We start from the raw sequence: 19808 nt of genomic DNA, 5'->3' as shown, positions 1-19808 counted from the left end.
GCCCACAGGTTTGGCGACACCCCCACGGCCGTGCCCTTCGGTACGCGCGTCCGGCCGAAGTCACTCTGGAGGACACATTGGACGGCCTTGACCGTCGCAGGCTGCTCGGACTGCTGACCGGCGTCGGCGTTGCGGGCATGACCGGCGGCCTCGCGGGCTGCTCGACCGCCGGCACGCCCAGCGAGCGCAGCGGTGTCAGCATCGGTCTGCTCGTCCCCGCCACCGGAGCGAACAAGGAGGTCGGCGCCGACCTCGAACTGGGCTTCAAGCTCTACGTCGACCTGCACGACGGCAAACTCGGCGGCCGCCCGGTGCGCATCGAGGTGGAGGACGAGGGCGAGACCACCAAGTCCGGCGCCGCGGCCCTGGAGAACCTCTACAAGGCCCAGGTGCTGGCCGTCGTCGGCGTGGCCAACCCCGACCTGCTGCCGTTCGTGCGCGACCGGGTCGAGGAGGCGAAGGTGCCGCTGCTGGCCGCGCACGCCTCCCCGGCCGAGATGCCCAGCGCGCCGTACATCTGGCGCACCTCGTTCCTGTCCGACGAGCCGGCCCTCGCCATCGCGCACTACCTGCGCCGGCGTTACGGCAACGGCAGCGGCAAGGTCAGCCTCATCACCACCCCCGGCACGGCGGGCACCGAGCTGATGCTCGGCTTCACCGGCGTCTACGGCGGCGGTGCGCAGGAACCCATCGTCGTGAAGTCCGGCATCAAGCCGACCACCGCGGAGTACGCCTCGTACGCCGGCCAGATCGCCGCCAAGAGCCCGAGGGCGATCTTCTGCAATCTGCCGAGCGCGCACATCGTCAAGTTCATGGCGGCGCTGGCGGACGCGGGGCTCAAGCCGGGCCGCGACGTCGAGATCTACGCCCCGGGCGCGGTCGCCGAGGGCAGCGCGCTCGACGACCTCGGTGACGGCGCACGCGGGTTGTTCACCGCGATGCACTACTCGGCCGACCTCAACAACCTGGCCAACCACACGTTCTCGTCGTTGTTCCAGTCCAAGTTCCAGCGCTCCCCAACGGCGTTCGCGGTCGCCGCGTACGACGCCGCCGCGGTGCTCGACCAGGCGCTGACGCTGGGCGGTGACGCCACGCCCAGCGCGCAGAAGGTCAACACGCTGCTGTCGAACGTCGGCCAGGTGATCAGCCCGCGCGGGAACTGGCAGTTCAACCAGCAGCGCTCGCCGCAGCAGAAGTGGTACCTGCGCAAGGTCGAGAAGGACGGCCCCATCCTGTCGAACGTGCTGATCAGCGACCTCGCTACCCTCGGGTAGTGCAGTTGGACGACGTTGACCAGCGAATTATCGCCGCGCTCCTGAGCGACGCGCGCACCACCTACGCCGAGATCGGCATGGTGGTGTCGCTGTCAGCGCCGGCCGTCAAGCGACGGGTGGACCGGCTGCGCTCCGGTGGGGTGATCAAGGGTTTCACCGCCGTCGTGGATCCGGCGGCGGTGGGTGGCGGCACGGAGGCCTTCGTCGAGCTGTTCTGCACCGGGCGCACCACGCCCGCGCAGATCACGCAGGCCACCCGCCGCCACCCCGAGGTGGTCGGGGCGTACACCGTCTCGGGTGAGGCCGACGCGCTGGTGCACCTGCGCGCGGCCGACATCGCCCACCTGGAGCAGGCGCTGGAGCGGCTGCGCGCGGAGCCCTTCATCACCAGCACCCGGAGCATGATCGTGCTGTCCCGCCTGGTCGACTGACGGCAGCTTCGACGCCGGAGGGAGCCGGGAGCGCCGTCCGCGCGTCGAAGACGGGCATGAGACGAAGCGTGCTCTGCCTGCTCACCGCGTTGTCCCTGGCCGGGTGCACGGCGGGCGGTGGCGTGACCGCGGACCCGCCGCCCGCTCCGGGGCCGGCGCCGGAGTTCCGCCTGGTGTCGTACGACTCCTGCGAAGCGCTGCTGACGTCGGTGCGCGAAGCGGCCAAACGCGCCGTGACGCCCTGGGGGCTGCCCGGCAGCCGGTGGCGAGTGCCGCTCGCCTCGGCCGCCGAGGGCGCGCGGGCGACCGGGGGTGCGGCCGACACGGCCAAGTCCTACTCCGGCACCAACACCCACGAGGCGGGCGTCGACGAGCCGGACATCGTCAAGACCGACGGGCGGCGCATCGTCACCGTGCTCGGCGAGACCCTGCGGGTCATCGACGCGGCGACCCGGCGGCCGGCCGGCTCACTGCACCTCGGCAGCGGCACGCACCAGCTCTTCCTGCAGGGCGGCCGGGCCTTGGTGCTCACCGGCCAATACGGGATGACCATGTTCGGCGGCGTCGCCGACAGCAACCTGCGCGGGTACGGCGGACCGTCCTCCACCCGGCTCCGGCTGGTCGACCTGGCCGACGAACCCCGGGTGACCGGCCAGTACGAGATCGGCGCCGAGCTGACCGACGCCCGGCTGGCCGACGGCACCGCCCGCGTCGTGGTGAGCTCCTCCCCGATGATCGACTTCACCTGGCTGGAGAAGGGCACCGACGCCGAGCGCATCGCCGCGAACCGGAAGGTCATCGACGCCGCGCCGCTGGACCGCTGGCTGCCCGCGTACACCGCCGACGGCACCGGCGGGCGGATCGACTGCGGCCAGGTCAGCACGCCCGCCGAGTTCAGCGGGACCTCGCTGGTGACGGTGCTCAGCTTCGACCTGAGCCGGGCCACGCTGGGCGACGGCCTGCCGGCGGCGGTGCTCGCCGACGCCCGCACGGTGTACGGAACCGGCTCCCACCTGTACCTCGCCCACGACGACGGCTGGCGGGGCGAGAAGGCGAAGAACCGCACCGAGCTGTACCTGTTCGACGTCTCGGGGCCGCGACCGTCCTTCGCCGCCTCCGGCAGCGTGCCCGGCTGGCTGCTCAACCAGTACTCGCTCAGCGAGCACGACGGCGTGCTGCGGGTGGCCACCACCTCCGGCCAACCATGGAACCGCGAGCAGCGCAGCGAGTCCACGGTGTACACGCTGCGCCGCGACGGCGGTCAGTTGCGGTCGCTCGGCAAGCTGGGCGGGCTGGGCAAGGGGGAGCGGATCTACGCGGTGCGCTTCCTCGGCCCGACCGCATACGTGGTCACCTTCCGGCAGACCGACCCGCTCTACGCCATAGACCTGCGCGACCCCGCCCGGCCGGTGCTCACCGGCGAGCTGAAGATCCCCGGCTACAGCAGTTACCTGCACCCGGTCGCGGACGGACGGCTGGTCGGCGTGGGCCAGGACGCCTCCGACCAGGGCCGGGTGAGCGGGCTGCAGGTGTCGCTGTTCGACGTCGGCGGCACCGATCCGAAACGGCTCGACCAGGAGAAGATCCCGAACGGCTGGAGCGAGGCCGAACACGACCCGCACGCGTTCCTGTACTGGCCGGCGACCGGCCTGCTGGTGATCCCGTACACGGCGTACGACCGGGGGCAGCAGGCCGGAGCGCTGCTGTTCCGGGTCGACGCGGGCGCACTGCAGAAGATCGGCGAGGTGAACCCGGGCGGCTACCCGCGGCGCAGCCTGGTCGTCGACGACACGTTGTGGACGGTCACCGACACCGTGGCCGTCGCGACTTCGCTGACCGGTGGCCCTCAGCTCAGCCGGATCGGCCTCTGACCCGGGCCGCGGATACTCCTGGCGGTCCGGTGCGAGCGGGGTTCGCGTCGGACCGCCAGGTCCGTCAGAGGTACTGGCCTATGCGGGCCTCGGGCACGTTGCCCGCGGGCTTGTCGCCCTCGCCGAAGAAGCGCTTGCCGCCGAACTCGCCGTGCAGGCGGTCGTCCAGCTCGTCGGCGAGCCCGGTCATCACCTGGATCGCCAGGGCCAGGTGGCTGGCCTGGAAGTCGCGGCCGAACACCGGGATCGAGGCCCAGACCGTGCCGGCGGTGCAGTAGAGGCGGCCGATCGGCATGCGGTTGGTCAGGTCGGACAGCTTCACGAACAGCTTCTCGCTCGGCTCGATGTCGGTCAGCACCGGCGAGAACACGTCGATCAGCGGCGGGTTCTCCCGGACGCGCACGAACACCATGGCCGAACCGGCCCGGATGCCGATGTCGCCGTCGCCGTCCACCTGCAGCTCGTCCGGGTCGGACTTGAGCATCGCGGAGACCACGATGCGCACCCGGTCGGCCAGCTCCAGCCCGCTGGCGTCGAGCGAGTCGATCGAGGGCAGGAAGGCGTCCACCGTCGACTCGTGCCGCGCGGTGCCCAGCGGCTCGATGGAGACCGGCTCCTCCTCGCCGTCGTGCGCCTCGTACACCAGGAACGCGGGGTGCGGTGCGCCGTACACGTCGCGCAGTGTCCGGGTGATGACGTTGGCCAGCCCTTCGGCCGCGCCCGCCATGCCGAAGTTGTCCCCCGAACCGGCCAGCACGCCGGGCGGCGACCAGCCCAGCGCGACCATCGCCGCGATCGCGGGCCGCTCCAGGCGGAACCCCTCCGGCAGGTTCGCGTTGCTGACCGCACGCGCCTGCAGGGAGCCACCCTCCAGGCATGCCACGTTCACGCCGTACACGGCGGAACCGGTGCCGGACGCGGTCGGGTCCAGCGCGAGCTCCAGCTCACTGCCGACCGGCAGCGTCGGCAGGGCTCCGGCCAGGGCTCGGGCGAACTCGCGCCACGCCTCGGCGACCTTCGCATGCAGGTCCGCGGTGGTGGGTTCGTCGAGCAGCCCGGCCTCCGCCAGGCCGGGAATCGACAGTTCCGACATCGGTGCGCCTCCTCGTCGAACCTGGATTGTCCCGGCACGCCGGCGGACAAACCTGGGTTCTCTGTCACCGAGACACTACCGACCGGAGGGAGATTCGCGTAGTCGGCCTTGCGACCCACCGCGCCCTTGTGCCGTGCGTCTCTCAGTCCTGGTCGGATGCGCCGAGGCGGTGGGCCAGGCCGGTCAGGCGGGCGGCCAGCTCCCGCGGGTCGCCGCCGCGACCCACCGCCAGCCCCAGCAGGTACGCGCTGACCGGCGCGCCCGGCCGCACCGCGTGGTGCGCCACCTCCCGGGCCAGGTCCAGCACCATCGTCACGTCCACGTCCGCACGGGGCAGGCCCAGCTCGGCACAGGCCGCCTCGGTGAAGTCATGCAGGTCGACGCCCTTCGGCCGCTCGCTCACAGCGCCTCCTCGGTATGCCCGTCGCGGGGCGTCCGCCTGTCGTTCGCGGCCCGCAGTTCGTCGGGGGTGTCGCAGTCATACCACGGCGGAAGCCCTTCCCCCGCCCACGGCAGCTCGACCACGTCGACGTCGGTGAGCAGCGCGCGCATCGGGGCGCCGTGCGGGTTCGCGGGAAGCCCGGCACGCAGCGCGCCGAGCCGCCACGCGGCACACAGGTGCTGCCGTCGGCCGTCCGCGTCGGTGAACATCACCACGTCCGCGTCCACGGCGAGCAGCGCCGCCACCGCCTCCCGGGTCAGGAAGGGCAGGTCGGCGGCGACGACGAGCACCCGCTCGGCGTCTGCGGGCAGCACCGCGGCACCGGCGGCGATGGCCGCGACCGGCCCGCCGCCGGGCGGGTCCTCGCGGGTCAGCACGGCTCCGGAGGGCAGCTCGGCGGCCAGTTCGGGTGGGCCGACGACGACCAGTGCCCGCGCATCGGCCGCCGCCCCGAGGACCCGGCGCAGCATGGGCACCCCGCCGACGGGCAGCAGCGGTTTCGCTACGCCACCCATCCGCCGGGCAGCGCCTCCGGCCAGCACCAGCGCCGCGTACGAGATCATCCGCGCTCTCCCCCGCCCTGTGGACGAACCGGCGTGTCATCCACAGGCTAGCGATCATCGCTGTCTCCGTCGCGCCGCCGCGGGAAGGCTCCCGCACATGACGACCGACACCCCGACGTACACCTTCACCGAGCGTGCGGACCTGCTCGGATATGTGCCCTACCTGCTCGGCTTCCATCCGGCCGACAGTGTCGTCGTGCTGGGACTGGCGGACCGGCGCATCGGCGTCGCCGCTCGCGCCGACCTCGGGCGGCCCCGCCCGGAGACGGTGCGGCGGCTCAGCCGACTGCTGACCGCCGCGGGCCGGGGGAGCGCGGCGATCACGTCGGTGGTGCTCGTCGGCTACGGTCCTGATCCGACGGCCGCGGACGTGACCCGCAGCGTCGCGAACGCCCTCGACGCCCGGGGCTACCACGTGCGCGAGGTGCTGCTGCACGCCGGCGATCGCTACCACTGCTTGCAGTGCGACGAGTGCACTCCGCCCGGGGGCGCGCCGTTCGACCCGAGCACGACCGCCGCCGCGGCGATCGCGACGTACGAAGGCCTGGTCGCCCAGCCCGACCGGGCCGCGGTGGAACGGCTGGTCCGGCCCATCGGCGGGCTGGCCGCCATCGCCATGGCGCAGGCCGTGGACCGCGCCGAGCAGCGGCTCGCGGCCCTGCTCGGCGACGATGAGGCCGAAGCCGGGCCCGGAAGTGGCGGACACGGCGGCGACGATGCTCGATCAGCAGCTCGGCGTCCCAGCGGGCGCGGCAGTGAAGCCGGGAGCGGCGGACCGGACGAGGGTGTCGCCGATGGGCGGCTGGTACGGGCCGGGGTGGTCGCGGTCGAGGATGCGCTCCGCGTGGCGGAAGCCGGTGGACGACTCGACGACGACGAGGCCGCCTGGCTCACCGTGCTCCTGCTGGACCTGCGCTGCCGCGACCACGCCTGGCAGCGGACCGACACCGAGCCCTGGCAGCTGGACCTGTGGCTGGACCTCACCCGGCGCGGCGAGCCCGCCCTGCTGGCCCCGGTGGCCAGCCTGCTCGCCTGGTGCGCCTGGCGGTCCGGCAACGGTGTGCTGGCCGGTGCCGCGGTGCGGCGGGCGCTGCTGGCCGACCCGGCGTACACGCTCGCGCATCTGCTCAGCGAGGCGCTCGACCAGGCCGTGCCGCCCGGCAGCATCGGTTCCTGGCCCGTGCCGTAAACCATTGTCCAGCCGCCGGAACCGGTAGTCCCGACCTCGGGTAGGCGCGGAATCCGGGAAATCGTGCTTGTACGAGCGGCCGGGACGCGCCGGGTCCCGCACGGGCACGCCCGCGAAGCCCCAGCCGTGCGACGGCTCAGAATGGGACCGTGGACCTGGCCTACCTGCGCGCGCATCCGCACCTGCTGCCGACATTCCTGCACCACCAGCGGATCCGGGAGACGCCCGTCGACGGCGGCTCGATCTGCCACACCAGCAGGCTGACCTTCGACGACGGCGAATCCATCTTCACCAAGTCGTGGCCCGAGGCGGCCGGACGGGCACCGGAGGGCTTTTTCGCCGCCGAGGCGAACGGCCTGCGCTGGCTGGCCGAGACCGGCACGGTCGCGGTGCCCGAGGTGCTGGTCGACACCCCCGACCTGCTCGGCATGGCGTGGATCGAGCACGGGCAGCCGTCGGCGGCGGCCGCTGAGGAGTTCGGCAGGGCGCTGGCCGGGCTGCATCGGGCCGGGGCGGGGGCGTTCGGCGCGCCGTGGCCCGGGTTCCACGGCTCCGCGCCGATGGACAACACCGCGCATCCCGGCCCGTGGCATGAGTGGTACGGCGAGCGCCGGCTGGGCGCGTACCTGCGGTTGTCGGTGGACCGGGGGGCGCTGGAGCCCGCCGACACGGCCCGGGTCGAACGGGTGCTGGCCGGTCTCGACCGGGTCGGCGGTGACGAGCCGCCGGCCCGGATCCACGGCGACCTGTGGACCGGCAACCTGCTCTGGGGTGCCGACGGCCGATGCCGAGTGGTCGACCCGGCGGCGCACGGCGGCCACCGCGAGACCGACCTCGCCTACCTGCGGCTGTGGGGCGGCGCACCGTTCCTGGACCGCGTCCTCGCCGCGTACGCCGAAGCCTGGCCACCCGCCGACGGCTGGACCGAGCGCGTCCCGCTGCACCAGCTCTCCATGTACCTGCTGCACACCGCCCTGTTCGGCGCGGCCTTCGCCCCCGGCGTCCGGGAAACCACGGCCGCCTGCCTCCCCCTGACCGCCTGACCATCCACCACGGCGACCAACCGGCGGCGGACCAGCGGCACTTTCAAGGAAACTGCGGCTATCTGGAATCCCCAAAGCGCACTTTCCCCGAAACTGCACTGTCCCGCCCCCTGCCTCCCCCCGCACCGCCCGCACCACCGCCCCGCCCTGGCCATCCGGCCAAGGGCGTTAAGAAGGGCACCTTCCTCTACGTATGGCGATGGGAAGGTGCCCTTCCTTCGGGCTGACGGGGGGGGTTACAGGCGGGGGTCGGTGGGTTCGGATTCGCTGGCGAGGATGGCGAAGACGAGCTCGTGGACGCGCCAGAGCGGGCCGTCGCGGCCGACCGTGTCCAGGGCGGCCAGGCCGAGGCCGTGCTCGCGCAGGGCGAGCGCGCGCTTGCGGCCGAGCTTGCGCTCGCGGAGCCTGGCCAGCTGTGCGGGCTCGGTGTACGACGGGCCGTAGATGATCCGCAGGTACTCACGGCCGCGGCACTTCACGCCGGGCTGCACGAGGCCTTGGCACCGCGCACGGACAGACCCGCGTACGGCTTGACCACCATGCCCTCGCCGCCGGAACCGGTCAGCTCCAGCCACCAGTCCGTCGCCCGCGTCACCGCGTCCGCGAAGGCCGCCTCGGCGTCGGCCGAGTCCGACGCGCCGGTCGGGGTGGCCGACGCTTCGGTCGCCTGGTCGGCGGCGGCTGCCCGGTCGGTCCGCGCCGGCCGCGCCGGCAGGTCGAGGACCAGGCGGCGGGTCGGGGTGAAGGTCGCCGGGTCGGCCTCGACCAGCCGGTCCGCGACGGACAGGTGCCAGCCGTGGTCGGCGTCGAGGTAGGCCTTGCCCTCGGCCGCCAGCACCGCGAACGGGGCCAGTGTGATGCCGGTGATCCCGTCCGTCGGGGCGACGTACCGGCGGTAGGCGTCGGTGAACGCGTGCACGTCGCGCAGCGATCCGTCGAGCCGCGTCCGCAGCGCGTCGACATCGAGCCCGCGACCTGCGGCGGCCGACAGCACGTCCAGCGCCGCGGGCAGCCCCGCGCGACCCGCGGCGCCGACGGCGGCGTACTGGTGGATCAGGGTCTGCGCCTTGGCGGACCAGGGCAGCAGCTCGCAGTCGAGCAGCAGCCAGTCGGTGTCCAGCTCGGCCCACAGCCCCGCCGTGGTGGCCGCGTCGCGCACCTTGGCGAGCAGCTGCTCGGTGCGCTCCGGGTCGAAGAACGGCCGCCCGGTACGCGTGTAGATCACGCCGGTGCTGCCGTCGTCGACGAACCGCTTGGCCGCGACCGACGCGTCCTTGCAGACCAGCACGACCGCGCGGGAGCCCATGTGCTTCTCCTCGCAGATCACCCGGTGCACGCCCGCGTTCCGCAGGTCGGCCAGCGCCTCGGCGGGGTGCTCCAGGTAGCCGTCCACGGCCGACGTCGACGACGGGGCCATGGTCGGCGGCAGCCACAGCAGCCAGCGCGGGTCGACCGCGAACCGGCTCATCACCTCCAGCGCCGCCGCGCTGTGCTCGGCGGGCACGGTGACGGTGCCGTGCAGGGTCTGCACGTGGCGGCGGCCGGTCACCTCGGACAGCCGCAGCGCGCCCGCGGCCCGGTCGGGCGGCGCGGCGGGGTGCAGCGGTCGGGCGGGCGCGTAGTACTCCTGTGCCGCGTCGACCTCGACCAGCTCCCGCTCGGGGTAGCGCAGCGCGGTGAGCTTGCCGCCGAACACGCAGCCGGTGTCCAGGCAGATGGTGTTGTTGACCCACTCGGGCACGACGGTGGGCGTGTGCCCGTAGACGACCATGGCGCGGCCGCGGTACTCCTGCGCCCACGGGTAGCGCACGGGCAGGCCGAACTCGTCGGTCTCACCGGTGGTGTCGCCGTACATGGCGAACGAGCGCACCCGGCCGGAGGCGCGACCGTGGTAGGCCTCCTTGAGGCCCGCGTGCGCGACCACGAGCCGCCCGCCGTCGAGCACGTAGTGGCTGATCAGGCCGTCCAGGAAGCCGGGCAGGCCGTCGACCGGGTCGGTCTCCAGCTGCGCGACGGTCTCCGCGAGCCCGTGGGTGAGCTGAACCTTGCGCCCGCGCAGGTGGCGCAGCAGCTTGTTCTCGTGGTTGCCGGACACGCACAGCGCCCGGCCGGCGGCGATCATGTTCATGACCAGGCGCAGCACGCCGGGGGAGTCCGGGCCGCGGTCCACCAGGTCGCCGACGAACACGGCGGTACGCCCCTGCGGGTGGCTCGCGTCCACGGCACGGCCGGAGTCGTCGCGGGTCAGTTCCCAGCCGAGCGCCGTGAGCAGCTGCTCCAGCTCGGCGCGGCAGCCGTGCACGTCGCCGACGAGGTCGAAGGGCCCGGTCAGCTCGGTGCGGTCGTTGAACAGCTTCTCGTAGCGCAGCTCGACGGCGGCCGGGTCGCTGACGACGTACACCTTGCGGAAGCCCTCGCGGGCCAGCTTGTTCAGCGAGTGCCGCAGGTCGCGGTGCTGGCGGCGCAGCACCTCCCGCCCGAACGTGCGGTCCGGCCGGGCCTGCGTGCGCTCCCAGCAGACCGCCTCGGGGGTGTCGATGACCACGGCGACGGGCAGCACGTCGTGCGCCTTGGCCACCTCGACCAGGGCGGCGCGGGCGTGCGACTGCACGTTGGTCGCGTCGACGACGGTGAGGCGGCCGGCCCGCAGCCGCTTGCCCGCGACCAGGTGCAGCACCTCGAAGGCGTCCTTCGTGGCGGCCTGGTCGTTCTCGTCGTCGGCGAGCAGCCCCCGGAAGGCGTCACTGGACAGCACCTGGGTCGGCAAGAAGTGCTCCCGGGCGAAGGTCGACTTGCCCGACCCGGAGATCCCGACGAGCACGACCAGGGACAGCTCGGGCAGCGCGACCACGGTGCCGCGGCGTTCCGGCGTGGTGGTCTCGTCGTGCGCGGTCATGCGGGCACCTCCTCGGTGGCGGCGGTCTTGGTGAACAGGGCGAGCTGGGTCGGGGCGCCGACCTCCGGGTCCTCGTCGCCGACGGGCCGAAGCGTGTACGTGTAGCCATAGTCGGCGGCGACCTGGTCGCACCAGGCGGCGAACTCGGCCCGGGTCCACTCGAAGCGGTGGTCGTCGTGCCGGTGGCCGCCGGAGGGCAGGGTCTCGTAGCGCACGTTGTACTCGACGTTCGGCGTGGTCACGATGACCGCGCCGGGCTTGGCGTCGCCGAACACGGCGGCGCACAGCGCGGGCAGCCGGGGCAGGTCGAGGTGCTCGATGACCTCCATCAGCACGGCGGCGTCGTAGCCGCGCAGCCGCTCGTCGACGTAGGTCAGCGCGGACTGGACCAGCTTGATCCGGGCGCGCTGCCGGTCGGGCAGCCGCTTGAGGCGCAGCCGCCGCTCGGCGATCTCCAGCACCTTCGGCGACACGTCCGCGCCGACGATCTCGGTGTAGCGCTTCTCCCGGATCAGGTCGCCCAGCAGGGCGCCGCCGCCGCAGCCCAGGTCGAGCACCCGGGTCGCCCCGGTCTCGGCCAGCGCGGCGAGCACCGCGGCGCGCCGCCGTACGTTCAGCGGCTTGGTCCTCTCCACCACCGGCCCCTCGGCGACGGAGTCGTCGGCGGACGCCTCCTCCAGCGGCGCGAGCGCCGCGTCGGCCTTGGCCGCCAGGGCCCGGCTGTGCGCCAGGTAGCGCCGGATGATCAGCGCCCGCTCGGGGTGCCCGGCGAGCCAGCCCTCCCCGGCCCGCAGCAGCTTCTCGATCTCGTCGGGCGCGACCCAGTAGTGCTTGGCGTCGTCGAGCACGGGCAGCAGCACGTAGAGGTGGTTGAGCGCGTCGGCCAGGCGCAGCTCGCCGTCCAGGGTCAGGTCGACGTACCGGCTGTCGCCCCACTCGGGGAACGCCGGGTCCAGCGGCAGCACCTCGCCGCGCACGGTCCAGCCCAGCGGGGCGAACAGGCGCTCGGCCAGCTTCAGGCCGCCCTTGGCGCGCAGCGACGGCACCCGGATCGACAGCGGGATCGCGCTCGCGGCCAGCTCGGGCCGGTCCTTGGACATGCCGCGCGCGGCGGTGCGGAAGACCCGGTTGAGCGCGGCGGCCAGCAGGCTCGACGCGGCGTACGGGCGGTCGTTGACGTACTGGTTGAGTTGCTGCCCGTCGGCGCGGGTGTCGGCTAGCCGCTGCGGGTCGATCTCCAGCAGCAGCGCGGCGGTGCATCGCTGCTCGCTCGCCTCCGGGTAGAGCACGGTCGCCGTGCCGTGGCTCAGCTCGAAGCTGTGCACGCGGTCGGGGTGCTTGACGAGGAGGAAGCCGAGGTCGGTGGCGGGCGAATGGGTCGTCGAGAGGGTCAGCAACACGGCGGCGATCCTGCCAGGTGACCAGGGGACGCGCATTCCGATTGTGACGCGATAGGTTCGTCAGGTGACCTCTGCCAGCACAGGCTTGATCGACCGGTACGGACGACGTGCCGTGGATCTGCGGGTCTCACTGACGGATCGCTGCAATCTGCGCTGTTCGTACTGTATGCCCCCGGAAGGGCTGCCCTGGCTGCCCAAGCAGGAGATCCTCACCGATGACGAGGTGCTGCGGCTGATCACTGTCGCGGTGACCCGGCTCGGCGTCGAGGAGGTGCGCTTCACCGGCGGCGAGCCGCTGCTGCGCCCCGGCATCGTCGGCATCGTGGCGGGCAGTGCCGCCCTCACCCCGCGCCCGAAGCTGTCGGTCACCACGAACGGCATCGGGCTGGCCCGGCTGGCCGTGCCGCTGCGCGACGCCGGGCTCGACCGGGTCAACGTCTCCCTGGACACCATCGACCCCGAGCGCTTCGCCGCGATCGCGCTGCGCCGCCGCTTCGACGACGTGATCGACGGGCTGTCCGCGGCCGCCGCGGCCGGGCTGACCCCGGTCAAGCTCAACGCGGTGCTGCTGCGCGGCATCAACGACGACGAGGCCCCGGCCCTGCTGCGCTTCGCCCTCGCGCACGGGTACGAGCTGCGCTTCATCGAGCAGATGCCACTGGACGCCCAGCACGGCTGGAGCCGCGACCAGATGATCACCGCGGCGGAGATCCTGGCGGCGCTTGAGGCCGAGTTCGACCTCAGCCCTGACCCGGCCGAGCGGGCCGGCGCCCCCGCCGAGACCTGGCTGGTGAACGGCGGCCCGGCGAAGGTCGGCGTGATCGGCTCGGTGACCCGGCCGTTCTGCGGCGACTGCGACCGGACCCGGCTCACCGCTGACGGCCAGGTGCGTAACTGCCTGTTCGCGACCGGCGAGACCGATCTGCGCGGGCTGCTGCGCGGCGGGGCGGATGATGAGGAGATCGCCGCGCGCTGGCGTACGGCCATGTGGGGCAAACTGCCCGGCCACGGCATCGACGACCCGTCGTTCCTCCAGCCGGTGCGCCCCATGTCCGCCATCGGAGGATGACGAGTGCTGACGATCCGCTACTTCGCCGGAGCCCGGGCCGCCGCCGGGGTCACCGAGGAGCAGCTGCCCGCCGGGCAGGACCTGACCCAGCTGATCAAGGAGCTGGGCGCGGCCCACGGGGACGCCTTGAGCCGGGTGCTGCTTTCAGCCAGCTTTCTGGTTGACGGGCTAGCCTGGCACGACCGCCGCGCGCCTCTGCCGCCCGGCGCGACCGTGGACGTGCTCCCGCCCTTCGCCGGCGGGTGAAGGGAAGACCCCCGTGGTGCTGCAAGCGCTGATGTTCTTCAGCATGGTGCTGGTCGTGGTCGGCCCGATCCACTGGTACCTGTACAAGCGCCTGTTCAAGGACACGACCACGACGACCCGCGGCCGCCGGATCGGCGCCGCGGTGATCATCGGGCTGGCGCTGGCACTGCTGGGGGCGTTCATCGTGCCGCGGGTGATCGGCGCGAAGGCGTCCTGGGTCATCCCGATGGTCGGCTACATGTGGCTCGCCGTCCTGTTCTACCTGCTGGTCACGCTGCTGGTGCTGGAGATCCCCCGGGTGATCGCCAACCGCACCTGGGCGCGTCGGCCCGCCACGGGCGTCGTTCAGGGTGCGACCACCGCTCAAGGCGCAGTCAGCGCGACCGTCCCTGCCGGTGCCACCGAGTCGGTCAGCGCCACCTCCAGCGGTTCCGGCGGACTGCAGACCCTGCTCGCCGAGCCCGGCCTGCCCGAGACAGCAGGGAACCCCGCCAAGGTCACCGGACTTGCCGGGCAGGTGGGTGAAAGTGAGGCCGCGAAAGGCACGGGTGCCGGGCAAGTCGGTGGATCAAGCCCGGACGGGCTGGTCGATCCGAGCCGGCGGTTGCTGATCGCGCGGAGTGCGGCGATCTTCGCCGGGCTGACCGCGACCGGCATCACCGCGTACGGCGTGAAGACCGCGCTCGGCGACCCGGTGCTCAAGCGCGTGCAGATCCCGCTGGCGAAGCTCCCCCGCAGCATGGACGGCTACAAGATCGCCCTGGTCAGCGACATCCACCTGGGACCGCTGACCGGCATCGAGCACAGCCGCCGCATCGTGCGCTCGATCAACGGCATGAACGCCGACCTGATCGCCGTCGCCGGTGACATGGTCGACGGCACCGTCGCCGAGCTGGGCGACGAGGCCGCGCCGCTGGCCGAGCTGCGCTCCCGGGACGGGGCCTACTTCGTCACCGGCAACCACGAGTACTTCTCCGGCGCCGAGGAGTGGCTGGTCGAGGTCGAACGCCTGGGCATGCGGCCGCTGCGGAACGAGCGCCTGGAGATCCGCGGGCTGACCCTGGCCGGCGTGAACGACGTCAGCGGCGGCGACCTCGGCGAAGGCGGGCCGGACTTCGGCAAGGCGCTGGGCGACCGGGACCCGAACAAGCCCGTGGTGCTGCTCGCCCACCAGCCGATCCAGGCCTTCGAGGCCGCGAAGCACGGCGTGGACCTGCAGCTGTCCGGGCACACCCACGGCGGCCAGATGGTGCCGTTCAACCTGATCGCGGCCCTGCAGCAGCCGGTCATCTCCGGGCTCGGCGAGGTCGACGGCACCCAGGTGTACGTGACCAACGGCGCCGGGTTCTGGGGACCGCCGGTGCGCGTCGGCGCACCCCCGGATATCACATTGGTAGAACTGCGCGCGATGTAGGTAACAACTCTCACTGACGCGCGTGGCGGGTCCCGCCGGACGGGCCGGGCATGTCAGGATGCTGCGTGCCCCCCGTCTGGACTGCTGATCTGCATATCCACTCGCGGTACTCGCGTGCGTGCAGCAAGGACCTCGACCTGCCCACGCTGGCCTGGTGGGCACGGCGCAAGGGCGTGGCCCTGCTGGGCACCGGCGACGTCACCCACCCCGCCTGGTACGAGCACCTGCGCGACTCGCTGCGCGAGGCCGAGCCCGGCCTGTTCCGGCTCTCGCCCGAGGCCGAGCGCGACGTCTCGCAGCGGCTGCCCGCCCGGCTGGCCGCGGGGGAGCCGGCCCGGTTCATGCTCAGCTCCGAGATCTCCACGATCTACAAGCGGGGCGACCGCACCCGCAAGGTGCACCACCTCATCTACCTGCCCGACCTCGAATCCGCCCAGCGCTTCCGCGACCGGCTGGGCCGGGTCGGCAACCTGGCCAGCGACGGCCGCCCGATCCTGGGCCTGGACTCCCGCGACCTGCTGGAGATCACCCTGGAGGCGAGCCCGGACGCGTACCTGGTGCCCGCGCACATCTGGACGCCGTGGTTCTCCGCGCTGGGCAGCAAGTCGGGCTTCGACGCGATCGCCGACTGCTACGCAGACCTCGCCGAGCACATCACCGCGGTGGAGACCGGCCTGTCCAGCGACCCGGCGATGAACCACAGGGTGTCCAGCCTGGACCGGTACACCCTGGTCTCGAACTCGGACGCGCACTCGCCGCAGGCGCTGGCCCGGGAGGCGACCCGGTTCGACTGCGCGCTGGACTACTACGCGCTGAAAGCCGCGCTGGCCGGTGCGCCCGGTATGGCCGGAACGATCGAGTTCTTCCCCGAAGAGGGCAAGTACCACGGGGACGGGCACCGCGACTGCGGCGTCAACTGGACCCCGGCCGAGTCCCGGGCGACGAACGGCATCTGCCCGGTGTGCGAGCGGCCGCTGACCATCGGCGTGCTGGCCCGGGTCGAGGCGCTGGCCGACCGGCCAGAGGGCACGCCCGCGCCGAACGCGCGCCCGGTCACCCACCTGGTGCAGCTCCCGGAGATCGTCGGCGAGCTGGAGGGCGTCGGCCCAAAGACCCGCACCGTCGAGGGCCGGGTGAACGCGCTGGTCGCGGCGCTGGGCTCGGAGCTGTCCATCCTGATGGAGGCCCCGCTGGACGAGGTCACCGCGGCCGGTGGCGAACTGCTCGGCGAGGCGCTGCGCCGGCTGCGGGCCGGGCAGGTGCACCGGGTGCCCGGCTACGACGGCGAGTACGGCGTGATCCGGCTCTTCGAGCCCGGTGAGCTGCGCCCGCAGGACACCGCCGACACCCTGTTCGACCTACCGGTCGCCCCGATCGCGCCCGCGCCGCGCAAGGCCCGTGCGCCGAAGCAGGCCGCGAGCAAGCCGGCGGTACGCCGCAGCAAGCCCGTCTCCGCGCCGCCCCTGCCGCCGGAGCCGTCGCCGCACGAGCCGTTCGAGCCGATGCTGGCCGGGATGGAGGAGGTCGGCACCGGCCTGCTGGACCGGCTCGACGCGATGCAGCGCGTCGCCGCGTCCGCCCCGGGCGGGCCGCTGCTCATCGTGGCCGGGCCGGGCACAGGCAAGACCCGCACGCTGACCCACCGGCTGGCGTACCTGTGCGCGGAGATGAACGTCTACCCCGAGGACTGCCTGGCCATCACGTTCACCCGGCGGGCCGCCGAGGAGCTGCGGCACCGGCTGGGCGGGCTGCTCGGCCCGGTCGCCGAGGACGTGACCGTGTCGACGTTCCACTCGCTGGCCCTGTCGGTGCTGCGCGAGCACGAGCCCGACCTGGTCGTCGTGGACGAGCCGGACGGCGAGGGCGTCACCCTCGACGAACTGATCCCGCGCCTGGTGGCGCTGCTCAAGGCGCAGCCGTCGGTGCAGGACAAGCTGCGTTCGCGCTGGCCGTGGGTGTTCGTCGACGAGTACCAGGACGTCGACCCGGACCAGTACGCGCTGCTGCGGCTGCTGGTGCCCAGCGACGGCAACCTGTGCGCGATCGGCGACCCCGACCAGGCCATCTACTCGTTCCGCGGCGCGGACGTGTCGTTCTTCCTGCAGTTCTCCCGCGACTTCGTGGACGCCCGGGTGGTGCGGCTGACCCGCAACTACCGCTCGTCCGCGCCGATCCTGGCCGCCGCGGTGCAGGCGATCTCGCCCAGCTCACTGGTGCCGGGCCGCCGCCTCGACCCGGCGAAGGTCGACCCGGAGGCGGCGCTGATCGGGCAGTACGCCGCGAGCAGCCCCGCCGACGAGGCCGCGTTCATCGCCCGCAAGGTCGACGAGCTGGTCGGCGGCGTGTCCCACCGGACCAAGGCCGACGTGCGCGGAGTGACCGGCACGACGGTGTCGTTCAACGACATCGCGGTGCTGTACCGCACCGACGCGCAGGCCGCCGCGATCGTGGACGCCCTGTCGCGGGCGGGTGTGCCGGTGCAGAAGCGCTCGCACGACCGGCTGCGCAGCCGGGCCGGGGTGAACACGCTGCTGGCCGAGCTGCGCCTGGCTACCGGCCTGACCGGCTCGGTCGCGGCGCGGCTGAAGCTGACCGCGAAGGTGCTCATCGAGCGGCCCGCGCTGGGCGGCGGCTCGCCCGAGCCGGACGAGGTGTGGGCGGCCGTGGACCTGCTCACTCCGCTGGCCCTGCGCTGCGGGCAGGACCTGCAGCGTTTCCTGGGCGAGGTGGCCACCGGCGCGGAGGTCGACGCGCTGGACCCGCGCGCCGAGGCGGTCACGCTGCTCACCCTGCACGCGGCCAAGGGCCTGGAGTTCCCGGTGGTGTTCCTGGCCGGCTGCGAGGACGGGCTGCTGCCGCTGCGCTTCCCCGGCTCCGCGCCGACCGAGGCGGAGGTCGCCGAGGAGCGCCGGCTGTTCTTCGTCGGGCTGACCCGGGCGCAGCGGCGGCTCTACCTGAGCCATGCGGCGCGGCGGGTCCGCTACGGCAGCGAGCGGGATTGCCGGCCGACGCCGTTCCTGCAGGCGGTCGACGCGGGCCTGCTGGAGCAGCTCGGCGACCTCACCCCGCGACGACCTCGTGACCAGCAGCTTCGCCTGATCTGACGAACCGTGACACCCGAACGAATGACTGGGGTGACGTGACAGTGACACTGGCGGGCCCGACGGCGCTCAGTAGGACGGAAGTGTCCGCAGCGTCACGAGGAGCCCCCCTTGTCAGTGAAGCTGATCACGGTTGACCCCGTCACGCTCGTGCGGTTGGGGTACAGCTTCGCCTGTTCGACCCACCCCGACATCGACCTGGTCGGTCAGGCCGCCACGGGCGAGGAGACCCGCGAGCTGATCGGCGACCTCGACCCGCACGTCGTCACCATCGACGCCGCCATCCCCGGCCAGGGCGGGCTGCAGCTGGCCGCCGAGCTGCGCGCCGCGCGGCCGACTCTCGGGCTGGTGCTCACCGGCCCGGCCGAGGACGGGCTGCTGCTCCAGGCACTGCAGGCCGGGCTGTCGGCCTACCTGCCGCGATCCGCGCCGGTGGAGCTGCTGATGTCGGCGGTGCGGCATGCGGCGGTGGCCCCGGCCTCGTTCACCGCGCCGAACCTGGCCGAGGCGATGGCCCGCCGCCGGACCCGGTCCACCGCGCTGAGCCCGCGCGAGGAGCAGATCCTGCAGCAGCTGAACACCGGCGGCAGCCTGGCCGCGATCGCGGTGCGCATGCGGCTGACCGAGTCGACGGTGCGCACCTACGTGGCCCGCCTCTACGACAAGCTCGGCGTGCACAACCGCACCCAGGCTCTCCAGGCCGCGGCCCGCCTGTACCTCATCTGACGGACCCGCCGCCCCCGATCCCTGGCAAGATCGCCCGACTTGCCAGGCAGGTGGGCGTAAGCACGGTCAAGATACGCACGAGTGCCGGGCAAGTCGGACGATCATGGAGGGCGGGGGCCGTCAGCGGCCGCCGAAGGCCTCCATCACGTTGATGATGCCGGGGCCGATCACGACGATGAACAGCGCCGGGAACAGGCACAGCACCAGCGGGAAGATCACCTTCACGGGCAGTTTGCGGGCTGCCTCCTCGGCGCGCTGGCGGCGCTTGACCCGCATCTGCCGAGCCTGCTCGCGCAGCACTCCGGCGATCGGGATGCCCAGCTCGCCGGCCTGCACCAGGGCCATGGTGATGGTCTTCAGCTCGGGCACCGTGGTGCGGGCGGCCAGGGCGCGCAGGGCCTCCACCCGCCGCTGGCCCATCTGCATCTCGTGCAGCATGCGGGCGAACTCCCGGGCCAGTGCGCCGGGCATCGCCGCCGCGACCTGCGCGAGGGCCGCGTCGAAGCCGAGCCCCGCCTCCACCGACAGGGTCAGCAGGTCCAGCGCGTCGGGCAGCTGGCGGCGGATCTGCTGCTGGCGGCGTACGCCCAGGTCGTAGACGACCAGGAACGGCGCCCAGAAACCCAGCGCTCCACCGGCGAGCACCGACAGGATCAGTCCGCCGGGTCCGAAGCCGAACGCGAAGCCGAACGCCCCGCCGAGAAAGGCGACGACCACCAGGCCGAGGCCCTGCATCTCGACGACCCGCTCCGGCGGCCAGGCCACCGGGTTGCCGGCATGGTCGAGCCGGCGCTGCAGGCGGGCCGCGGCCCCCTTCGGGGTGAGCAGCCGGCCGAGCGCGGAGACCTGGGCCACCGCCGGTCGCAGCCGGTCGCCGAGTCGCTCCTCGGCGGCCGACGCGCTGCCGGGGGCGTACACGGTGTCGATCGTCTCCAGCGCCCTGGCCACGCCGGACCGGCTGACGCTGGCCGACGCCAGGGTGAGCACGGCGAGCGCGATCGCGGCGAACACCGCGCCCGCCCCGATGATGAGGATGAGCTGTCCGGACAC

Annotated in this window: 15 protein-coding genes and 1 pseudogene; 10 read left to right on the top strand and 6 right to left on the bottom strand. The window is 73.0% G+C overall.

Features of this window, described 5'->3' with window-relative positions; translation table 11 throughout:
• Positions 1–77 precede the first annotated feature (77 nt).
• Genes AB0B35_RS25310 through AB0B35_RS25300 form a run of 3 tightly spaced genes read left to right on the top strand, consistent with a single transcriptional unit; the run spans position 78 to position 3576 of the window.
• Entirely contained in the window at positions 78–1274 is a 1197-nt protein-coding gene (locus AB0B35_RS25310; RefSeq protein WP_361049463.1) for an ABC transporter substrate-binding protein, read from the top strand.
• Entirely contained in the window at positions 1274–1705 is a 432-nt protein-coding gene (locus AB0B35_RS25305) for an Lrp/AsnC family transcriptional regulator (protein WP_203699059.1), read from the top strand. The genes AB0B35_RS25310 and AB0B35_RS25305 overlap by 1 nt, the downstream gene beginning before the upstream one ends.
• 56 nt (positions 1706–1761) lie before the next feature.
• Positions 1762–3576, top strand: a complete 1815-nt coding sequence (locus tag AB0B35_RS25300) for a beta-propeller domain-containing protein (RefSeq protein ID WP_361049461.1) — start codon at positions 1762–1764, stop codon at positions 3574–3576.
• A gap of 64 nt (positions 3577–3640) precedes the next feature.
• Here the strand turns inward: AB0B35_RS25300 and AB0B35_RS25295 are convergent, their stop codons facing one another.
• The 3 genes from AB0B35_RS25295 to AB0B35_RS25285 form a co-directional block, all read right to left on the bottom strand.
• Positions 3641–4669 carry a hypothetical protein gene (locus tag AB0B35_RS25295; RefSeq protein WP_361049459.1) on the bottom strand — a complete coding sequence of 343 codons (1029 nt, stop codon included), beginning with the start codon at positions 4667–4669 and terminating at the stop codon, positions 3641–3643.
• 142 nt (positions 4670–4811) lie between these two features.
• The gene (locus tag AB0B35_RS25290) at positions 4812–5072 is read right to left on the bottom strand and encodes a DUF6457 domain-containing protein (protein WP_361049457.1); all 261 of its coding nucleotides are present in this window, start codon (positions 5070–5072) and stop codon (positions 4812–4814) included.
• Positions 5069–5674 (bottom strand): NTP transferase domain-containing protein, encoded by a 606-nt coding sequence (locus AB0B35_RS25285; protein WP_361049455.1) that lies wholly within the window; start codon positions 5672–5674, stop codon positions 5069–5071. The genes AB0B35_RS25290 and AB0B35_RS25285 overlap by 4 nt, the downstream gene beginning before the upstream one ends.
• A 97-nt stretch (positions 5675–5771) precedes the next feature.
• Between AB0B35_RS25285 and AB0B35_RS25280 the strand changes: the two genes are divergently transcribed.
• Together AB0B35_RS25280 and AB0B35_RS25275 are read left to right on the top strand one after the other, a co-directional pair.
• Positions 5772–6863: a DUF4192 domain-containing protein gene (locus tag AB0B35_RS25280; RefSeq protein WP_361049453.1), complete on the top strand. Its 1092-nt coding sequence runs from the start codon at positions 5772–5774 to the stop codon at positions 6861–6863.
• A gap of 149 nt (positions 6864–7012) precedes the next feature.
• Positions 7013–7906: a fructosamine kinase family protein gene (locus tag AB0B35_RS25275; RefSeq protein ID WP_361049451.1), complete on the top strand. Its 894-nt coding sequence runs from the start codon at positions 7013–7015 to the stop codon at positions 7904–7906.
• A gap of 236 nt (positions 7907–8142) precedes the next feature.
• On the opposite strand, the pseudogene AB0B35_RS25270 reads toward AB0B35_RS25275, so the two are convergent.
• Both AB0B35_RS25270 and AB0B35_RS25265 read right to left on the bottom strand, forming a co-directional pair.
• Positions 8143–10802, bottom strand: a pseudogene (locus AB0B35_RS25270) (polynucleotide kinase-phosphatase).
• Positions 10799–12202, bottom strand: coding sequence for a 3' terminal RNA ribose 2'-O-methyltransferase Hen1 (locus tag AB0B35_RS25265; RefSeq protein ID WP_361049449.1), 1404 nt, complete (start codon positions 12200–12202; stop codon positions 10799–10801). The pseudogene AB0B35_RS25270 and the gene AB0B35_RS25265 overlap by 4 nt, the downstream one beginning before the upstream one ends.
• 64 nt (positions 12203–12266) lie before the next feature.
• Between AB0B35_RS25265 and moaA the strand changes: the two genes are divergently transcribed.
• The 5 genes from moaA to AB0B35_RS25240 all read left to right on the top strand — a co-directional run bounded on the left by moaA (position 12267) and on the right by AB0B35_RS25240 (position 18758).
• A complete protein-coding gene (gene moaA, locus AB0B35_RS25260) occupies positions 12267–13271 on the top strand; it encodes a GTP 3',8-cyclase MoaA (RefSeq protein WP_361049448.1) in 1005 nt (334 codons plus the stop codon).
• A 3-nt stretch (positions 13272–13274) separates the two neighbouring features.
• Positions 13275–13517 (top strand): MoaD/ThiS family protein, encoded by a 243-nt coding sequence (locus tag AB0B35_RS25255; RefSeq protein ID WP_361049446.1) that lies wholly within the window; start codon positions 13275–13277, stop codon positions 13515–13517.
• Between the two features lie 16 nt (positions 13518–13533).
• Positions 13534–14931, top strand: a complete 1398-nt coding sequence (locus AB0B35_RS25250; RefSeq protein WP_361049553.1) for a metallophosphoesterase — start codon at positions 13534–13536, stop codon at positions 14929–14931.
• Positions 14932–14996: 65 nt separating this feature from the next.
• Complete coding sequence (locus AB0B35_RS25245) at positions 14997–18035, top strand: UvrD-helicase domain-containing protein (RefSeq protein WP_361049444.1); 3039 nt, start codon at positions 14997–14999, stop codon at positions 18033–18035.
• A 114-nt stretch (positions 18036–18149) separates the two neighbouring features.
• A complete protein-coding gene (locus AB0B35_RS25240; RefSeq protein WP_239168017.1) occupies positions 18150–18758 on the top strand; it encodes a response regulator transcription factor in 609 nt (202 codons plus the stop codon).
• Between the two features lie 120 nt (positions 18759–18878).
• Here AB0B35_RS25240 and AB0B35_RS25235 read toward each other — a convergent pair whose 3' ends face one another.
• Positions 18879–19808, bottom strand: coding sequence for a type II secretion system F family protein (locus AB0B35_RS25235; protein WP_361049442.1), 930 nt, complete (start codon positions 19806–19808; stop codon positions 18879–18881).

This window comes from Catellatospora sp. NPDC049133, assembly GCF_040648455.1.
Lineage (GTDB): Bacteria > Actinomycetota > Actinomycetes > Mycobacteriales > Micromonosporaceae > Catellatospora > Catellatospora aurea.
This window is presented reverse-complemented; position numbering and strand designations above follow the sequence as displayed.

Excerpts from the sequence above, each read along its gene's own strand:
- AB0B35_RS25300 (WP_361049461.1), top strand. The coding sequence starts at position 1,762 with ATGAGACGAAGCGTGCTCTGCCTGCTCACCGCGTTGTCCCTGGCCGGG.
- AB0B35_RS25295 (WP_361049459.1), bottom strand. The coding sequence starts at position 4,669 with ATGTCGGAACTGTCGATTCCCGGCCTGGCGGAGGCCGGGCTGCTCGAC.
- AB0B35_RS25285 (WP_361049455.1), bottom strand. The coding sequence starts at position 5,674 with ATGATCTCGTACGCGGCGCTGGTGCTGGCCGGAGGCGCTGCCCGGCGG.
- AB0B35_RS25280 (WP_361049453.1), top strand. The coding sequence starts at position 5,772 with ATGACGACCGACACCCCGACGTACACCTTCACCGAGCGTGCGGACCTG.